Origin of the sequence: Psychrobacillus sp. FSL K6-2365 (assembly GCF_038003165.1) — a bacterium.
Lineage (GTDB): Bacteria > Bacillota > Bacilli > Bacillales_A > Planococcaceae > Psychrobacillus > Psychrobacillus psychrodurans.
This window is the reverse complement of record NZ_JBBOOO010000001.1, coordinates 1,733,208-1,749,969: the sequence shown is the minus strand read 5'-3', so window position 1 is coordinate 1,749,969 and position 16,762 is coordinate 1,733,208. Positions and strand designations below refer to the sequence as shown.

At 34.9% G+C, this 16,762-nt stretch carries 17 protein-coding genes; 1 reads left to right on the top strand and 16 read right to left on the bottom strand.

The genetic code is table 11. The features are described 5' to 3' along the window. Positions 1-21 precede the first annotated feature (21 nt). The 8 genes from MKY29_RS08370 to MKY29_RS08335 form a co-directional block, all read right to left on the bottom strand. Complete coding sequence (locus tag MKY29_RS08370; protein WP_340879504.1) at positions 22-510, bottom strand: cell wall elongation regulator TseB-like domain-containing protein; 489 nt, start codon at positions 508-510, stop codon at positions 22-24. Positions 511-512: 2 nt separating this feature from the next. Further along, entirely contained in the window at positions 513-683 is a 171-nt protein-coding gene (locus tag MKY29_RS08365) for a YpmA family protein (RefSeq protein ID WP_090561709.1), read from the bottom strand. A gap of 21 nt (positions 684-704) precedes the next feature. Continuing rightward, positions 705-3,464 (bottom strand): ATP-dependent DNA helicase DinG, encoded by a 2,760-nt coding sequence (dinG, locus tag MKY29_RS08360; protein WP_340879500.1) that lies wholly within the window; start codon positions 3,462-3,464, stop codon positions 705-707. A gap of 537 nt (positions 3,465-4,001) precedes the next feature. Then, on the bottom strand, positions 4,002-4,994 hold the full coding sequence (locus MKY29_RS08355; RefSeq protein WP_340879498.1) for a S66 family peptidase: 993 nt from the start codon (positions 4,992-4,994) through the stop codon (positions 4,002-4,004). Between the two features lie 299 nt (positions 4,995-5,293). Beyond that, complete coding sequence (locus MKY29_RS08350) at positions 5,294-5,656, bottom strand: ASCH domain-containing protein (RefSeq protein WP_340879496.1); 363 nt, start codon at positions 5,654-5,656, stop codon at positions 5,294-5,296. 140 nt (positions 5,657-5,796) lie between these two features. Next, on the bottom strand, positions 5,797-7,026 hold the full coding sequence (locus MKY29_RS08345; RefSeq protein WP_340879495.1) for an MFS transporter: 1,230 nt from the start codon (positions 7,024-7,026) through the stop codon (positions 5,797-5,799). Between the two features lie 29 nt (positions 7,027-7,055). After that, complete coding sequence (locus MKY29_RS08340; RefSeq protein ID WP_340880831.1) at positions 7,056-8,060, bottom strand: ROK family transcriptional regulator; 1,005 nt, start codon at positions 8,058-8,060, stop codon at positions 7,056-7,058. 180 nt (positions 8,061-8,240) lie between these two features. Then, positions 8,241-8,453 carry a hypothetical protein gene (locus MKY29_RS08335; protein WP_340879494.1) on the bottom strand — a complete coding sequence of 71 codons (213 nt, stop codon included), beginning with the start codon at positions 8,451-8,453 and terminating at the stop codon, positions 8,241-8,243. A 236-nt stretch (positions 8,454-8,689) separates the two neighbouring features. On the opposite strand from MKY29_RS08335, the gene MKY29_RS08330 reads away from it, so the two are divergent. Beyond that, positions 8,690-9,694, top strand: coding sequence for a nucleoid-associated protein (locus MKY29_RS08330; protein WP_340879492.1), 1,005 nt, complete (start codon positions 8,690-8,692; stop codon positions 9,692-9,694). A gap of 244 nt (positions 9,695-9,938) precedes the next feature. Here MKY29_RS08330 and panD read toward each other — a convergent pair whose 3' ends face one another. The 8 genes from panD to dapB form a co-directional block, all read right to left on the bottom strand. Continuing rightward, positions 9,939-10,322, bottom strand: a complete 384-nt coding sequence (gene panD, locus MKY29_RS08325; RefSeq protein ID WP_090561723.1) for an aspartate 1-decarboxylase — start codon at positions 10,320-10,322, stop codon at positions 9,939-9,941. A 56-nt stretch (positions 10,323-10,378) separates the two neighbouring features. After that, positions 10,379-11,209, bottom strand: coding sequence for a pantoate--beta-alanine ligase (gene panC, locus MKY29_RS08320; protein WP_340879491.1), 831 nt, complete (start codon positions 11,207-11,209; stop codon positions 10,379-10,381). Beyond that, complete coding sequence (gene panB, locus MKY29_RS08315) at positions 11,184-12,041, bottom strand: 3-methyl-2-oxobutanoate hydroxymethyltransferase (RefSeq protein WP_340879490.1); 858 nt, start codon at positions 12,039-12,041, stop codon at positions 11,184-11,186. Before panB ends, panC begins: the two co-directional genes overlap by 26 nt. Before the next feature lie 218 nt (positions 12,042-12,259). After that, a complete protein-coding gene (locus MKY29_RS08310; protein WP_340879488.1) occupies positions 12,260-13,249 on the bottom strand; it encodes a biotin--[acetyl-CoA-carboxylase] ligase in 990 nt (329 codons plus the stop codon). Beyond that, positions 13,233-14,420: a CCA tRNA nucleotidyltransferase gene (locus MKY29_RS08305; RefSeq protein WP_272508892.1), complete on the bottom strand. Its 1,188-nt coding sequence runs from the start codon at positions 14,418-14,420 to the stop codon at positions 13,233-13,235. The genes MKY29_RS08310 and MKY29_RS08305 overlap by 17 nt, the downstream gene beginning before the upstream one ends. Positions 14,421-14,424: 4 nt before the next feature. Continuing rightward, positions 14,425-15,555, bottom strand: coding sequence for an N-acetyl-alpha-D-glucosaminyl L-malate synthase BshA (gene bshA, locus MKY29_RS08300; protein ID WP_340879484.1), 1,131 nt, complete (start codon positions 15,553-15,555; stop codon positions 14,425-14,427). Positions 15,556-15,567: 12 nt separating this feature from the next. Beyond that, a complete protein-coding gene (gene mgsA, locus MKY29_RS08295; protein ID WP_090561735.1) occupies positions 15,568-15,975 on the bottom strand; it encodes a methylglyoxal synthase in 408 nt (135 codons plus the stop codon). Positions 15,976-15,985: 10 nt separating this feature from the next. Then, positions 15,986-16,762 (bottom strand): 4-hydroxy-tetrahydrodipicolinate reductase, encoded by a 777-nt coding sequence (dapB, locus tag MKY29_RS08290; RefSeq protein ID WP_090561737.1) that lies wholly within the window; start codon positions 16,760-16,762, stop codon positions 15,986-15,988.

The following is a 16,762-nucleotide window of genomic DNA, read 5'->3' as shown; positions in this document are numbered from 1 at the left end:
AATACCCTCCAAAAGTTTTGACTATAAGTTCGAAATTCGCTTCCACCATTCCCCATTATCGAATAACAAGTATACATAATTGAGGTTATCTTCTGCATTAACATAGGTTATTTCCCACACCGGCCCTATTTCTTCTACACCAAGTTTAGCATGTAATAGCTTACCGTCTTTAACATCCTTCATAGCTAGGTCCACAGCTTGCTGCTCCGATATACCTTCGTCTAAGCTCACTTCCATTATCTTTTCATCCGACTGCTTGTCTGGCAAAAAATACGCTTTTTCTTTCCCTTTAGCTGTCGTTCCAATTACCGTATGAAAAGTAGAAGTATTGTTATATACATAGGTCTTATCCACCTGAGCTAACAAATTATTGTCCAACGCATATGATTCTGCTTTTTCAGCTGAATCCGAGAATGGACTTTTTGCTTGAAAGTAAATTAATAAGCTTAATATTATAGTTAAACTTAATGCAAAAACTACAATAAATAATAACCATTTTTTAAGTGTCATCTTTATGTCCTATAAATGGTGAAAACAGCTTTATTTTCATCCTGCTTATCTAACGCTAGCCCAAACATTAAATCTTTCTCTTTTAAAGTTCGATTTAATGCATCAACTATTTTATATAAGTCTGATTGGTAGTCGACTACAACAGTCGATAGCGTTTCAATTTTGTTTTCCATATTCCTACCTGCTTTCTAAAATCATCCTTCATTAGTATACCAATTTTCTAGCTCCAAGACCATATTTTCTAGCGATACTTTCTTAACAGGAATATTAGGAATTGCCTGTAAAAAGTCTTTCCCATATGATTTCGTCTCAATTCTTCTGTCTAAAACAATGAAAACTCCTTTATCTGCAGATGATCGTATTAAACGTCCGAATCCTTGTCTAAACCGTAACACTGCTTCCGGTAAAGAGTAAGCAGAAAATGGGTTATGACCATCTTTTGTTATTAAATCTGCCCTTTTTTTGAATAGAGGGTCATCTGGAGACGAGAACGGTAAACGGACCATAATGATCACTGATAATGCGTCACCAGGTACATCGACTCCCTCCCAAAAACTATTCGTCCCAAATAGAACTGATTTGGAGAAACGTTGGAATGATTTTAACAACCTCATCCTGCTACCAGAAGTCATTCCTTGTGCAAATAGCATATAGTCATCCAATAAATGAGTATCTTGTATTAATTCCACTGTTTTTCTAAGCATATCTTGGGAGGTAAATAAAACAAAGCATCGACCTTCCGAAACAAGGACTGTTTGTACTACTGCTTCTGCAACAGCTTCAATATAATCACTTTGCGATACCTGTTTAATATCGGGCATATTTTCTACTATCAGTAGCTCCGCTCCATTATAATAGTCGCTAGAGGCTTTATACTGAAAGATAGGTATTTCTGAATTTAATCCAAGCTGAGAAGTGATAAAATGCCTATTAGAAGGCACTGTTAACGTACCAGATGTCCAAATAACAGCTCCTACTTCACGGTGAGTCTTAATTGCATTTTTAATATCATCTTTATAGTTAAGTGGTCGCTTAATAACAGTGAGGCTACCAGGAATACTTCTTGTATCAATCTCTAGCCATCTCGCCTCTGTTACTCTATTCTGTAAGAAAATCTCATCCCATTCACTAACTTTAATAGTCAATTCTCTTATCCAATACTGCCATTCATTGATGAATGACTGTATTGTTTCTTCTTCAATATGTTTACTGTACGATTCGATCATAGATTTAGTTGAGAAGATAAAAACCTGAATAGAATTAGCAACAGCACGGAAGATAGATTGATCTAGCTCAAGGTCTTCTAATGCAATCATTTTTTTAGTGCTCTTCCCGTTTCTTTTGCTTTTTTGAAGAAAGGCATCAATAACATACGATACAGCGTGATCAAATTTTTCTATGGTTTCTACATATTGCTTTTCTAAACGAACTTGAACAGACAAAGGAACATTCAGAATTTCCAATTTTTGAAGTAACTGTTCGGTATCAAGGGTTCCAAATTGTCCTAACACGTATTTCCAATTAGTATATGAAAAAATACGTTCACCACGGGACATACTAGCATGAATCATTTGATGTGCCTCATCTATAATCATTGCACAACCAGAAGTAAGTATTGGTTGTTCCCTTTCTTGATCGGCCATAATCATCGCGTGATTGGTCACCAAAATATGGCAATCCTTACTTTTGCGAAGAGCTCTTTCATAAAAGTCATATTCCCCTACTTCTTTTAAATTCGATAGACTTCCTCGTCTAATTTTATCTATAAAAAGTTGGCCACCTCCAGAAACATTTAGTTCTGTAAGATCCCCATCTTCTGTTAAAGTCAACCACACTAATATTTGCATAATCGTAAACGTTTCATCGTATGACTCATCATCGAGTTGGACTTGCTGCCAAAAGCTATATAAATCAATATAATGATGCATTCCTTTTAGTGTTGCAACCTTTACATTCATGTTTAAAATCGTATTTATCTTTGGTATTTCCTCACTAACCAACTGATCTATCAGATGAGTTGTATATGTACTAATGATAACAGGTCTTTTCGTTTTGATAGAATAGAGAACAGCAGGTAATAAGTATCCTAATGTTTTACCTATTCCCGTTTCGGCTTCACACACTATTTCTGATTCATTAATAAGAGCTGTTTGAATTTGATCCATCAATTCAAATTGTCCCGCACGTTCTTCAAAGCTAGGAAAACCCTTACTAAATAACTCTACCTTCTCATCCTTTGTTTTAGGATATAAAAGTAATTCGGATACTTCCTCTATCTCCCACGATATTTGCTTTATCGGTATTCCTCGGTAAATTAGATAGTTTTCTGATGTTAACTGTTTTCTTTTACTCACAAGTACATCAAAAAATAATATAGATAAATTAGATTTTAATTGAAAGGACCTCTTATGTAACAGCTCAATAGTTTTAAGTGGTAACTTCATTAATTGATCAATACACTTTATCAATAAATGAGCAGTTGCTTGAGCATCATCATCCGCTCTATGAGCAGATTCCAAATCTATTTCTAACTCAACTGCGATATCCTGAAGCTTATAACTATAAAGGTTTGGAAACATTAATTTTGTGAATTCTACCGTATCCATTGTTTTACATACTAACTTCGGAAGTCCAACTCGTTTCAATTCTTTTTGAAGGAAGGGTAGGTCGAAGTTAATATTGTGCGCAACAAAGATATGATCCTGCAGCATTTCTAATACTTCCGCTCCAATGTCCTCAAATAATGGTGCATTTTGAACATCGCTATTAGCTATGTTAGTCAAATCCTGGATAAATAGAGGAATTGGCTTTTCCGGATTAATAAAAGACGTATATGTGTTTATTAATTTGTTATTTTCAATAAATACAATTGCAAGCTGAATAATACGGTCACCATTCGTCGATGAGTGCCCTGTTGTTTCAATATCGACAACTGCATATTTATGATTTTTCATCATTCCCCAACTCACAGTCCTTTTGTTCTAAAAAAATTGTACCACATTCACTTTCCAGTGACGAAACTTTTACTTTCGAATATACATCTCGAGCGTCTTTTTTGGCTTTGTTTTAAAGTAAGAACTTGGTAGAAAAGACAAGATTGTTAAATCGTTATGACTCTGGTGTTCGGGTTTTCAAATGTTGCGCTGGTTATTTGTATTAAGATTTTGAAAGTCGTCACTTAAATCTATCGGATTTTTTGTCGAATAAGGGATAATTTGATGGTTGTGGAAGTGGGTATTATATGGAGAATATCCTTAATTGAACTAACAAAGTAGCTTCAATATTAACAAAATTGATACTTAGAAAGACGCTTTCTACTACAATCCTATAGTGAAAAAGCGTCTCCATGTTTTTAAAATCGCACTGCGCTGTATAAATTTGAGATATAATGAGAGGCATCTTCCGAATTATAATGTTCTCTGTTAGTTTCACAAACTTCCAACTACATACAAAAAGAAAAAAGCAGGAATTGCAATAACGTTTATTCCAATTTATATCCATTTTTCTATGCATATTACCTTTTTAGCATCTGCATCTAATTTCACCTTTTTACCGATAGCTAATGGATGCATTGGATGAGTGTGGCAAGTATCGAATTCTGCTAAAATTGGAATATCTATTGTATCTAATTGTTCTTTCAACAAATCTAATGGCTGTTTTCCTGTTCCTAGATCATCATATTGTTCATGTTTACCTAAAATAATGCCCGCGACTTTATCAAAAACACCATGTAACTTAAGCATAGCTAAGTTTTTCTCAACAACAGCAGCATTTTTCATACAGTCCTCAATTAATAATATGTCACCATACTCAATTGTTGGAAAATAAGGAGAGCCAATAAATCCATACATCGCATTTACATTTCCTCCTATTAATCTACCTTCTGCTATTCCACTTTGCCCAGTTATCCACTCATTACGATAAAGAGTTTTTTCAGTCGTTTTTTCAAGCCAATTTACCGGCTCATCGGACCAATATGAAGGCATTGGCACTTCGTAAGGAAGTATATTTTCTTCCATGAAATATTGTTCAAAATAACGATATGTATCTTTTACAAGAGGATCAAATTCACCAAAAGAAGGAATAAGAGCAGGACCATAATATGTTGTTATACTTGTTTTTGCATAAAGAGCAAGCAATACAGCAGTCGCATCAGAGTACCCGACGATTAACTTTGGATTATCCTTAAATGCTTCATAATCAATATATGGTAACAAACTATTTGAATTTGTACCCCCAATAGTAGACATAATCATTTTAATATCGGAATCCCTTAATAATTTATTTAATTCTTCTGCTCGTGCTTTTGGAGAACCAGAACGATAAGTATCTGATACTCCTGTCAGATTCCCTTCTACAATAACAAAACCTTTTTCTTCTATAAAAGCCTTAGCACGTTGAAAACGCCGATAGGCTGTAACAGTTGCAGGAGAAGATGGGGTAAATATTCCTATTTTATCTCCCTTTTTTAGCCTTTGGACCATTTTTCACCCTACTTTCTATATGCTATTTTTAATTAGCAAGCATCAAATAATAATATTTTGCTTCTTGCAACAATCTACTTAAATCAACTGATGCTTTGAATGCGATATATATTGCAATACTCGCTCATATAGTTATAATTACTCCGCTATCTTTAAGCATTTTTCTATTTTCTTATAAATTGCCAGCGATGTTATAATCTTTATAATAAGAAAATCTACTTTTTCTAATTGATAAAATATGAGTTAGTTTAAGCCCCTAAATAATGTAATCAATGTGTGCAGCAGAAACACTGTTTAGTTTAGTATTTTATAGTGATAGCCAATGTACCCCATTCTTCTTCTTTTTCTGGTGTATATATGTCATATGTTCCTTCTAACATTTCCTTCATAGACCAACCCCCACAATCAAAGTCTTCAAACGAAATATTTCTATACATTTCTTCAAAAGTATCAAATATCCTTAAATTTGTAACTCGGACTTTTAATACTTCACTTTGTTCGGGCAACCTTATAAATTCGATTGTATCACCTATTTTAATTTCCCTTCTCTTCTTATCGTTTAAGCGTACCTCAACAATCTTCTTACCTTCTCTAATTGGTGTAAAATAATTTCCATATAGACCCATTTGATGTACCATTTCACTCACTACTAATTCACCCATCTTCCCTAATTTATTTCTCCATTCTCTTCAGTTTCCTTCCTAACATGCCTATTTACTTTACTTCAATAAAAAATGCCATTCTACCTCTTGAAGAATAGCACCTGTTATATGTTCACGTATCATTAAATAAATCTCGCTACTTAAAGTGTTGTTGAACTTGTATCATTCCTTTTATAAACATCCTTCTTCGTCATTATTATATTTAACTTTTCTGAACTCAGAAGCATTGCTACAACAAATATTACAATAGCAATTGGGAAAATTCCTATTGTTGACTGAGAGGCCATGAAACCAAGAAGTGGTGGCATGAAAGTTGTACCGGTATACGCAAGCGCCATTTGATAGCCCATAATTGTCTGTGAGTTTTTTTTCCCAAAACGTGTTGGTGTCTCATGCAACATACATGGAAATATTGGAGCCAAACCTAATCCAATAGTTATAAACCCAATAAGTGAGAAAACAGACGGCAATGGTAAAACTAAAATAATAGTACCAATCAAAGCTATTATTTGTCCCCACCGTATAAGCGTACGGTTAGTGATTTTATAAGTAATAAACCCAGTTATTAATCTACCAATAGTTATCCCTGCATAATAAAAAGAAATCCACCCAGCAGCAGTTACTACGCTCAACCCTTTGACATTTACTAAGAAACTGCTTCCCCAAAGACCAACTGTTGCTTCAACCCCACAATAAAAAAAGAAGGAAGAAAGTGCCAATTTAACTCCTTTAGTTTCTAGGGGTTTTATATTATTATCGCCTTCTTCAAGTTCAACTTTTAAGTCTTCACGCTCATCCTGTATTGTAATATCGCTCTTTCTGCTAACCTTTTTCCATATAGGCAAAGTGAAGAGAAGGATAATAACCAATGCAAACTGAACACCAGAAATAACCAAATACCCATTTCTCCAGGAATTGTCTTCTGAAATAAACTGTGCCATAGTAATTGGTCCCAGAGTAGCACCGACTCCCCAAAAACAATGTAACCAACTCATATGACGTGCCTTATAATTAGTAGCTACATAATCGTTTAAACCTGTATCAACAGCCCCTGCTCCTAGTCCAAGTGGAACAGCACATACAATTAACCAAACGATTGATGGAGCAAAATGAAATCCAAGCAAAGCTACAGCAGTCATTAGTACGCTAACAAATGTGACTTTTCCAGTCCCATAACGTTTAAGTACCCTTCCGCTAATCAGACTCGAGATAATTGTACCACCTGCTATTGTCATAAAAAGAACTCCTGCAGTTTCGAGTGGAGCTCCAAAGTCTGGCTGCATTACGGGCCATGCAGACCCCAACAAGGAATCTGGTAAACCTAAGCTGATAAAAGCCAAATAAATGATTATCAAAAGAAATGTTGCCATAATTCACCTCATCTACATTCTAAATATTTTTACTGAATTGTTTCATTTATAAGAAGATTAATTCCAAGACTTTGTAGTCCATATAAATAATCCTGCCTCCAATCACTTATAGTAAGGTTCGGAAGATGTTCTGGTGGTATATATTTAGAGCTTGCTATGGCAATTTTATCTATAAATTCTTCATCCACTTCATTATTGCAAAAAATGATGGTATGTGGATTAATGATGGCTGTTAATGATGCTACTAAACTGCTGATCGGTACGATCTGATAATCCTTGCAAAAGGCAATATCATCATATTTAGGTCCATTTTCCAACGCTTGCTGGAAATTTTGATTATTATTTTGAGGGACAAAAGAAACCTCTCCTGCAAAAAATGTATTTCCTCGCACTACATTTCCATTTATCAACAATCCCGCACCGGGACCATTTTGACCGGAATACAAATATACGAGCGATTGATTGTCCTTAACTCCTCTATTTTGGTGATATCCAAGAACTGCAGCATTCATATCGTTTTCTACAACCACGGGTATAGAAAAATGATCCTCATAGAATCCTTTTACATCCAAATTTTGAAACTGCTCATATCCAGGTATATAAACAATCCTCCCATTATCAACTGAACCAGGAACCCCTATTGCGATTGAATTAATTTTTGGATTATCACTCACTAATCTTTCAATGCATATAGTTAATAAATGCAGATCATTCTCCTCTAATACACTGGGAACTTCTCCGCGTTCCTTTATTTCTCCCAAACAATTAAAAATGACATAATTGGTCTCGGTCTTTTCTAAGTAAATAGCAAGGCCGAGCATATACTCCGGATTGTACTTATATCTCTTTGCCCGTCTCCCACCACTAGATTCATCTAAACCGACTGAAATAATTTCACCATTCATCTCCATCTGTGCAATGAACTTACTTATTGTTGGAAAACTAATTTCTAATCTTTCGCTGAGTTCTACTTTTGTTGCGCTCTCAGATTCTAAAAGATAAGTTCGAATATGAGAAAGAATTTCCTTCTTCATAGATTTTGGAGTAGTATTCACATACGTCACCTCCTACGAAATATACTTAGTAAAATACTTTAATAAGTACGGATAAATAACTTATTAAAAGCCTTTAATAAGTATTTCTCATAACATACCATATGAAAATATCAAAAACAATTAATTTATTTAATATTTCTGATTAATAAAATAATATTATTATTTTTTACATTCAAATGAATATGCACTTGTGATATTATTATGGATTTTTAATATGACTTCTCCATCCACTTCATAACAGCGTGTACTAGCTATATTTATTTCTGAAGTATTGAGATAACTAAATGCAATTGTTAATGAAGTTATTACAAATAAAGTACTAACTAGTATCCAAAAAAATGCAGTAAAAAGTCTATTTTTATATATAATCATTGTTAGAAAACCTCCTATTTGAATAGAACCTATCTATCCTAACCTTTAATACGTTTAAATGTAATAGATGTTCCACTTTCTTTAGTCAATAATCCCTCTATAAATATTACTGATTAGTTACTAGATTAACATTATTTTCCAACATTCCTCTATTAAATAAAAAACCTATGAAAATATCATAAGAAGTATGATATGGTAAACTATCTACAACTAAAGATTAGAAGGTGAAGAAGTCCATGCTAGAAGTAAGTGAAAGTAAATTAACACAGTATGTAGTCCATTATGTAGGAGATACGCTTGTTTTGGGAGATGGGGTATTCTCTCAACCAGAGACTATGCTGGAAGCAGCTTTTACTCAATTAGCTTTTAACAAAATTGATTTAGAGCAGCAATACGAGTTTTTTCACGAATCAAATATAGGATTAAACGAAGTCTATACATTTGTAAATTCAATTTTTGATCAAGATAGCAGCTTTTATGAACAATCCAAGCATATTGCCAATCATTTAAAAAGTGTATCTCAGCACCCTAATATTAAAAACGGTGAATTGTTTATAGGATTATTCGATAACTGCTTATGGCATACAGAAGTGAAAAAGGTGATAGCCATCGTAAAAATCGATGAAAAAGAGATGTTTTTAGATGTAAAAAATGAACAAAACAAAATGATAGTGAACGGGATCGACGGTATTAATGTAAAAAAAATCAATAATATGGCTGTCATCATGGACATGGGACCAGACGTAGCACCTGCTGTTTTTATGAAAACGAAGAAAAAAGAAGATGTCGTATATTGGCAAGAGCGTTTTCTTAAGATTAAAGTAGCTGATGAACATTATCATAAAACAAATCTAGCATTAACAGAGTGTAAAAAATATATCATTAAAGAAGAAAACTACACAAACACGGAAAAATTGGGTTATTTGAATAAAACACTCGATTACTTTAGAAATGAAGAAGAATTCCAAGTAGATAGCTATATTGAAACAGTATTTGAAAAAACCGATTCAGTCCAAAAGGATATTATCGTCAATTCAGTAAAAGCTTATGAAACAGTTATTTCTGAGAGTGCTATTGCAAAGGTAGAAAAAACGTATAAACGTAAAATAAAACTAGATTCCAACATCGAGATTCAAGTAAATGTACGGGATATAGAACAAATCGATGAGCTGATAGAAGTTGGCTATGATGAATCAACCAATCGGAAGTTTTATAAAATCTATTTCCAAGAAGAAATATAAACTTTAAAACTCACTAATATCTAATGAGAACAAGAAAGACTAGAAGAAAAGCCAGATCGAGGATATTACCTCAATCTGGCTCATTTAATTATACTTTCCACTCTCTTTGTTTGACTCGCATGCTAGACACACCTAGTAATTGAAATGGTACTAGCTTGGTTGTGAGACACCAAAAATTATATAAAAAGCGCCTACCCATAAAGCTATTTCATTTTTTTCATGAGTAGATCGATTCTTTTTCAAATTACATTACTGTAGCTTCAGGTTCGTAATGGATGATTTGATCGATAGAGTTATCTTGATTCATAATCGCAACTGTTGGCTTATGGGATTGTGCCTCTTCATTCATCACATATGCATACGATAAAATAATCACTATATCTCCACGTTGAACTAGACGTGCTGCTGCACCATTTACACAAATCACTCCACTTCCACGTTTACCTGAAATAATATATGTTTCAAAACGAGCTCCGTTATTGTTGTTAACGATATGCACTTTTTCGTTTGGTAACATACCAACAGCATCTAGTATATTTTGGTCGATTGTAATACTTCCAACATAATTTAAATCCGCTTCCGTCACAACTGCGCGGTGAATTTTACCATTTAACATCATACGTAGCATTTGTTACACATCCTTTTTCTTATATAAATTTCTTAAAAGCAAATGAGATCGACTATTTAAGTTAAAATATTATCTATCAAACGAGCTTTCTCAAAAAATACTGCTGTCGCAAATAAAATTTCCTTCGTTTCGTCAGTAACATTCTGCAAATCTGGATATGACAATGCCTCTAAATAATCAACTTTACCTGACGTATTACTTTCAATATGTTCTTTCCCTTTTGCAATTGCCAAAGTTAAATCATTTGTTTTTTCCCATGTTATTTTGGCTAACTGTAATGCTTGGTATAATTGAACTGCCTCATCACGTTCTTGAGCACTTAAAAATACATTACGGGAGCTTTTAGCAAGTCCGTCTGGTTCTCTCACTGTTGGTATACGTACTATTTGTACTGGAAAGTTGTACGCATTCACAAATGTCTCAATTATAGCTAGTTGCTGCGCATCCTTTTGTCCAAAATAGGCATTCGTAGCTTGAACAAGATTAAATAGCTTAGTAATTACCTTAAGTACTCCATCAAAATGACCTGGTCTGCTCTCCCCACATAGCTTTGTCGAAAGAACCCCCACATTTATGGTAATGCCGCTTTCAAAAGGATACATTTCACTAGCACCTGGAAGGAATAATATATCCACTCCTGCATCAGTCGCTAACTGTGTATCTCTTTCAATATCTCTTGGGTATCGGTCTAAGTCTTCATTTGGTCCAAATTGAGCAGGATTTACGAAAATACTTGCCACAACAATGTCATTATCGATTCTTGCCTTATTTAATAATGCGAGATGTCCTTCGTGCAAATAACCCATCGTTGGAACGAAGCCAATTGTTTTTTCTTTATTTAAAGTGATTATATTTTTAAGCTCATTTATCGTTTGTACTATTTGCATGATTGCCTCCATAAAGTGCGGAAAGTTGTTCTTCCTTCATCGTAAAGGAATGCTCTAGTGTAGGAAAAATACCACTTTTAACTTCCTCTACATATTGCTTTATTCCTTCTAAAATTGGTTCACCAACATTTGCATATTCCTTCACAAATTTAGGAATATGATGTGTACCGTATTTCACCATATCATGGAAAACTAACACTTGACCGTCAGCTGCTGGACCTGCTCCAATACCAATAGTCGGGATTGTTAAAGTTTTAGAAATTTGTTCTGTCAGTTGATGTGGAATACATTCTAAAACGACCGCACATGCTCCTGCTTTCTCACATAATTTTGCATCCTCTATTAGCTTTTCTGCAGCCGCTGCAGTTTTTCCTTGTACTTTATATCCACCTAGGACGCCCGCAGATTGAGGCAGCAAACCAAGATGAGCAATAACTGGAATACCTGCAAACGTCAGCTTTTCGATGACTGGTAATACATCATCCGCACCTTCTAGTTTCACAGCCTGTGCCCCTGTTTGTTGCACTAATTGTATTGCATTCGTTAGCGCTTGGTCTAATGTAGTATGAAACGTTCCAAAAGGCATATCTACAACTAGGAAAGTATCCTTCGCTCCACGTCTAACAGCTTTCCCATGATGAACCATGTCATTTATCGTTACGAAAACAGTAGTATCATAGCCAAGTACTACCATACCTAGTGAATCTCCCACAAGAATCATATCCATTCCTGCTTCTTCTGCAAATTTTGCAGTCGGAAAATCATAAGCTGTCATCATCGTAATTTTCTCATTGTTATTTTTCATACTTATAAAATTACTCGTCGTTTTCATACTATTATCCCTCCATTTGTTGTGAAGAGAAAACCATATAAAAACCCTTCTATTCCATTTGGACAGAAGGGCAGAAAAATTATGTTCATAGGTTTTCTCCGTCCCTGTCATGTAGATCAAGGCAGACTATTTAGTTAATAAGATTTTTCTAAAGGTGCAGTTCAATAAGATACTGCCCAACACATACAGAATAACAAAAAAATATGAATCCGTCCAAATTAATTTTTCCCTAGTAAATGGATATCTGCAGAATACACACCACGTATTTCACCACTATCCAACTTTATTTCTAAAACGCCATCATTTGTAATACCTAGGGCAACTCCCTCGAGGGTTTCTTGTAACGTAGTGGCACGTATGCGTTTCCCAATCGTACAGTTATGACTTTCCCAAAGAATTTTAATAGGTTTAAAGCCATTTTCTACATATAGCTCCCCATACTTTTCAAGATAGTAAAGTATTTTAGCTACTAATAATGAACGATCTATCTCTTCACCATTCTCTATTTTCAATGATGTAGCGGTTTTTTGAATGGATTCTTCAAATGCACTCAGTTCCTGATTTACATTAACTCCAATTCCTATAATTATGGAATGGACTATATCCATATCAGCCTGTAACTCGGTCAAAATACCTGTAACTTTTTTTCCGTTAATAAGAATATCGTTTGGCCATTTAATCTCCGGAGTAAGATTTGTCACCTCTTGAATTGCTTGTGTAATTGCTACGGCAGAAACAAGTGTGAATTGAGCAGCGAACTGGGGACTAATTGCTGGACGAATAATAACACTCATCCATATACCTTTATTTGCAGTTGAGTTCCAGCTTCGATCTAATCTTCCTCTTCCATCAGTTTGTTCCTCTGCAATGACAACTGTACCATGTGGGGCAGCTTCACGTGCTTTGTCAGCCGCAATAATTTGAGTAGATTCGCAAGTTGTATAATAGTCTATTGTTCTTCCTAATTGCTTCGTATTCAGATTAGGAATGATTTGCTCTGGAGTAACTAAATCAGGTATAGACTGTAGTACATAGCCTTTCTTTTTGATGGCTTCAATAACATAGCCATCCTCTTCAATACTTTTCAAATGCTTCCAGATCATGGTCCGTGAGATATGTAATTCATCAGCAAGCTTCTGACCAGAGACCGGTTCACCCTTTGCATTTATTAGTTGAGATAGAATTTTTTCTTTAATGGAGATATTCACGAGAAAACCATTCCTTTATATCATGTCTGTCATTTTTTATTTGACCATTGACTATCATGCTTGTTAATATGTCTAATACTTCTTTTATCCATGGACCTCTTTTTTTGTTTGCCCATTGCATAAAGTCATTTCCGTTTACAACTATATCTTTTTTGGAGTTAATCGGAATAGCACGTTTTTGAAGCAAAAATTCCTCAAGCGGAAGAGCTATACAGTTTGAAAGAATGGATTTTCCATAGTGATACGCTACCCTTAAAACTTCATCACTATATTGAAATAATTCATCAACCGTCCAAGCGCCATTTAACAAATTATGAACTGCTTGAATAACATTTTTCACCTGCTTTTTCTCATCATTTGAACATTTATAATGATTTAATAGCTCATTAATATCATTTTCCTCTATCGACTGAATGAGTACAAAGAATGCCCACCCATTTGCTTTAAGATTAAAACTAGAGAAGTTGACCCAACTCTGTAAATTTCTTTCCCAATCTCCCGGAAAAATGCTCGATAATCCACTGTCTACAAAAAGTTTCATGCCTTTGTATGGAAACTCACTTAGCCATATTTTTTCCAGCTCGACTTTCACTCTTTCAATGGAAACATGCCCAATAAGTGCATGCAAGGAACGGATTGCATTAAACGTCTCAGAATCAAGTGTAAAATTTAACTGTGCCGAGAACCTAACTGCTCTAAGCATTCGCAATGCATCTTCTGAAAATCTTAACTGAGGATTACCAACTGCTTGAATTATTCCTGCCTCGATAGCTTGTCTTCCTCCAAAATAATCGACTAACTCATCTTCTTTTGTTAATGCCATCGCATTTATCGTAAAGTCTCGTCTTTGAAGATCCTCTGTTAACGTATGAACAAATTTAACTCCATCTGGTCTTCTAAAATCTGAGTATGTCGATTCAGATCTATAAGTAGTTACTTCAATTGGCTCGTCCAATACAACTAATACAGTACCATGTTCAATTCCAACATCAATCGTATGAGTAAATATCTTTTTGACTTCATCCGGTGTGGCGTTTGTGGTAATATCCACGTCGTTTACTGGAGCGTTACGTATAAAGTCTCGGACAGCACCTCCCACTACAAATGCTTCGAAACCTGCTTGTTCCAGTTCATCAATTATTTTATAAGCTGCTGGCCACCGATTTTTCATAACGCTATTTTCTCGCCACTCTTTCATACATCTCTTCATACTGCGCCACAATACTTTGGGAACTGAATCGATCTTGTATAATCTCAAATGATCTATCTACTATTTGTTTATGTAATGTTGGGTTTTGTAAAATTTCCACACCATATTCCGCTACCTTTTTCCAATCTCCTAATTCAACGATATATCCATTTTCCCCATTTGTAATAACCTCAGGAATCCCACCGACATTTGTTCCAATACATGGTACACCGCATGCCATTGCTTCTAATAGCACTAAACCAAATGACTCTTTTTCAGAAAGTAATAGCATAAGATCTGAAATTGCATATAGTTCAGATAAACTTTCCTGTTTTCCTAAAAACAGTACATCCTTTTCGACGGAGGTGCCTTTAATGGACTCCATAATAGGATGTTTTTCAGGACCATCTCCTACCAACAAAAGTTTAGCTGGAACATCCTGGTGAATAAGTTTAAAGCTTTCCACAATATCGGGTATATGCTTCACTTTTCTAAAGTTAGAAACATGAATAACTACTTTTTCATCAGGTTTGATACCTAATAATTCTTTTAGATTACCAGGATCTTTTTTAGTATATTCTCGTTCATCTATAAAATTATATATCGTAACAATTTCTTTATTCGGGGCTATTAAATCCATTGTTTCTTGAGCAAGGGAGTTAGATACCGCAGTAACAACATCCGATTTTTCTATACCATATTTAATCGCACCTTTTAGCGACGAATCATATCCTAGCACTGTTATATCTGTTCCATGTAAAGTTGTAACAATCCCAATGTCTGAATTTGCCATATTTTTTGCCAAAATAGCACACACTGCATGAGGAATAGCATAATGGACATGTAAGACATCTAATTGTTGATCAACAATTACCTCTGCCATTTTATTGGCTAATGCAATATCATATGGAGCATATTGAAAAACAGAATAGCTATTCACTTCCACTTGATGGAATGTTATTGTTGGATATATTTTATTTAATCTGAAAGGGATCCCTGAAGTGATGAAATGTATTTCATGCCCTTTTGCAGCAAGCATCTTCCCTAGTTCTGTTGCAATTACACCTGATCCACCTACTGTTGGATAGCAAGTAATACCTATTTTCAATTTACGCACTTAACCACTTCCTTAACGTGAACGTCTCTCTTCCAATAAACGCCAATCTAAAAAACCTTGTTCTATTCCTTTTAATAGTATTTCAGCTGTTCCCATGTTTGTTGCAAGAGGAATCTGATATACATCACAAAGTCGAATGAGCGCAGTTACATCTGGCTCATGAGGTTGAGCTGTAAGCGGATCCCGGAAAAATATGACCATATCCATTTCGTTATTTGCAATTGCAGAACCTATTTGTTGATCTCCACCTAGCGGTCCTGATTTATATCTAAATATTTTTAAGCCAACTTCATCCATAATTCTAGTACCTGTTGTTCCGGTAGCATATAAGTCATGCTCCTCTAATATCGATTTAAAGGCAGTTACAAACTGTATTAAATCTTCTTTTTTCTGATCATGTGCTACTAATGCAATTCTCATTTTATACCTCCTATAAAATAATATCCTCTAAACCGTAAGTCAGTATATTACGTTTCATAACTTCTTCGATAGACAGTACAATTCCAGACATAAAGGAAGCACGGTCAAAAGAATCATGACGTAGAGTTAGCAATTGACCTTCTCCCCCAAGTAGTACTTGTTGATGTGCAACTAAACCAGGTAATCGGACACTATGTATATGCATGCCATCCATATTTGCTCCTCTTGCGCCCTGAATTGTCTCTTCCTCCTCAGGATGACCTTGTTCCATTGAAGTACGTGTTTGTTGAATCATTTGAGCCGTCTTAATAGCTGTTCCTGAAGGGGCATCTACCTTTTGATCGTGATGCATCTCGATAATCTCTACATTAGGTAAATATTTTGCAGCTGTTTGTGCAAACTTCATCATAAGGACAGCACCAATAGAAAAGTTAGGGGCGATAATACACCCTACCTGTCTTTCTTCTACTTTGTTACGTAATGTATCTAATTGTAAATCAGTAAAGCCAGTTGTACCAATAACTGGTCTTACACCATACTCAAGTGCTGTCATAGCATGTTCAAAAACAGCTGAAGGTACCGTCAAATCGACTAATACATCAGGTTCTGTCTGCTCGATTAATAAATTTAAAGATGTGAAAATGGGAATATTATCTCCTAAGCACTCCATATCTTTTTTAGAATCTAAAACCGATACTAATAAAAAATTCTCGTTCTTTATAACCGTTGCTACTGCTTCTTTTCCCATTTTACCCCTAGGGCCAGCTATCGCTACTTTAATGACCAT

Bases quoted from the DNA above. Each gene is read 5' to 3' on its own strand.
- MKY29_RS08370 (WP_340879504.1), bottom strand. From the start codon at position 510: ATGACACTTAAAAAATGGTTATTATTTATTGTAGTTTTTGCATTAAGT.
- MKY29_RS08365 (WP_090561709.1), bottom strand. From the start codon at position 683: ATGGAAAACAAAATTGAAACGCTATCGACTGTTGTAGTCGACTACCAA.
- dinG (WP_340879500.1), bottom strand. From the start codon at position 3,464: ATGAAAAATCATAAATATGCAGTTGTCGATATTGAAACAACAGGGCAC.
- MKY29_RS08355 (WP_340879498.1), bottom strand. From the start codon at position 4,994: ATGGTCCAAAGGCTAAAAAAGGGAGATAAAATAGGAATATTTACCCCA.
- MKY29_RS08350 (WP_340879496.1), bottom strand. From the start codon at position 5,656: ATGGGTGAATTAGTAGTGAGTGAAATGGTACATCAAATGGGTCTATAT.
- MKY29_RS08345 (WP_340879495.1), bottom strand. From the start codon at position 7,026: ATGGCAACATTTCTTTTGATAATCATTTATTTGGCTTTTATCAGCTTA.
- MKY29_RS08340 (WP_340880831.1), bottom strand. From the start codon at position 8,060: ATGAAGAAGGAAATTCTTTCTCATATTCGAACTTATCTTTTAGAATCT.
- MKY29_RS08335 (WP_340879494.1), bottom strand. From the start codon at position 8,453: ATGATTATATATAAAAATAGACTTTTTACTGCATTTTTTTGGATACTA.
- MKY29_RS08330 (WP_340879492.1), top strand. From the start codon at position 8,690: ATGCTAGAAGTAAGTGAAAGTAAATTAACACAGTATGTAGTCCATTAT.
- panD (WP_090561723.1), bottom strand. From the start codon at position 10,322: ATGCTACGTATGATGTTAAATGGTAAAATTCACCGCGCAGTTGTGACG.
- panC (WP_340879491.1), bottom strand. From the start codon at position 11,209: ATGCAAATAGTACAAACGATAAATGAGCTTAAAAATATAATCACTTTA.
- panB (WP_340879490.1), bottom strand. From the start codon at position 12,041: ATGAAAACGACGAGTAATTTTATAAGTATGAAAAATAACAATGAGAAA.
- MKY29_RS08305 (WP_272508892.1), bottom strand. From the start codon at position 14,420: ATGAAAAATCGGTGGCCAGCAGCTTATAAAATAATTGATGAACTGGAA.
- mgsA (WP_090561735.1), bottom strand. From the start codon at position 15,975: ATGAGAATTGCATTAGTAGCACATGATCAGAAAAAAGAAGATTTAATA.
- dapB (WP_090561737.1), bottom strand. From the start codon at position 16,762: ATGGTCATTAAAGTAGCGATAGCTGGCCCTAGGGGTAAAATGGGAAAA.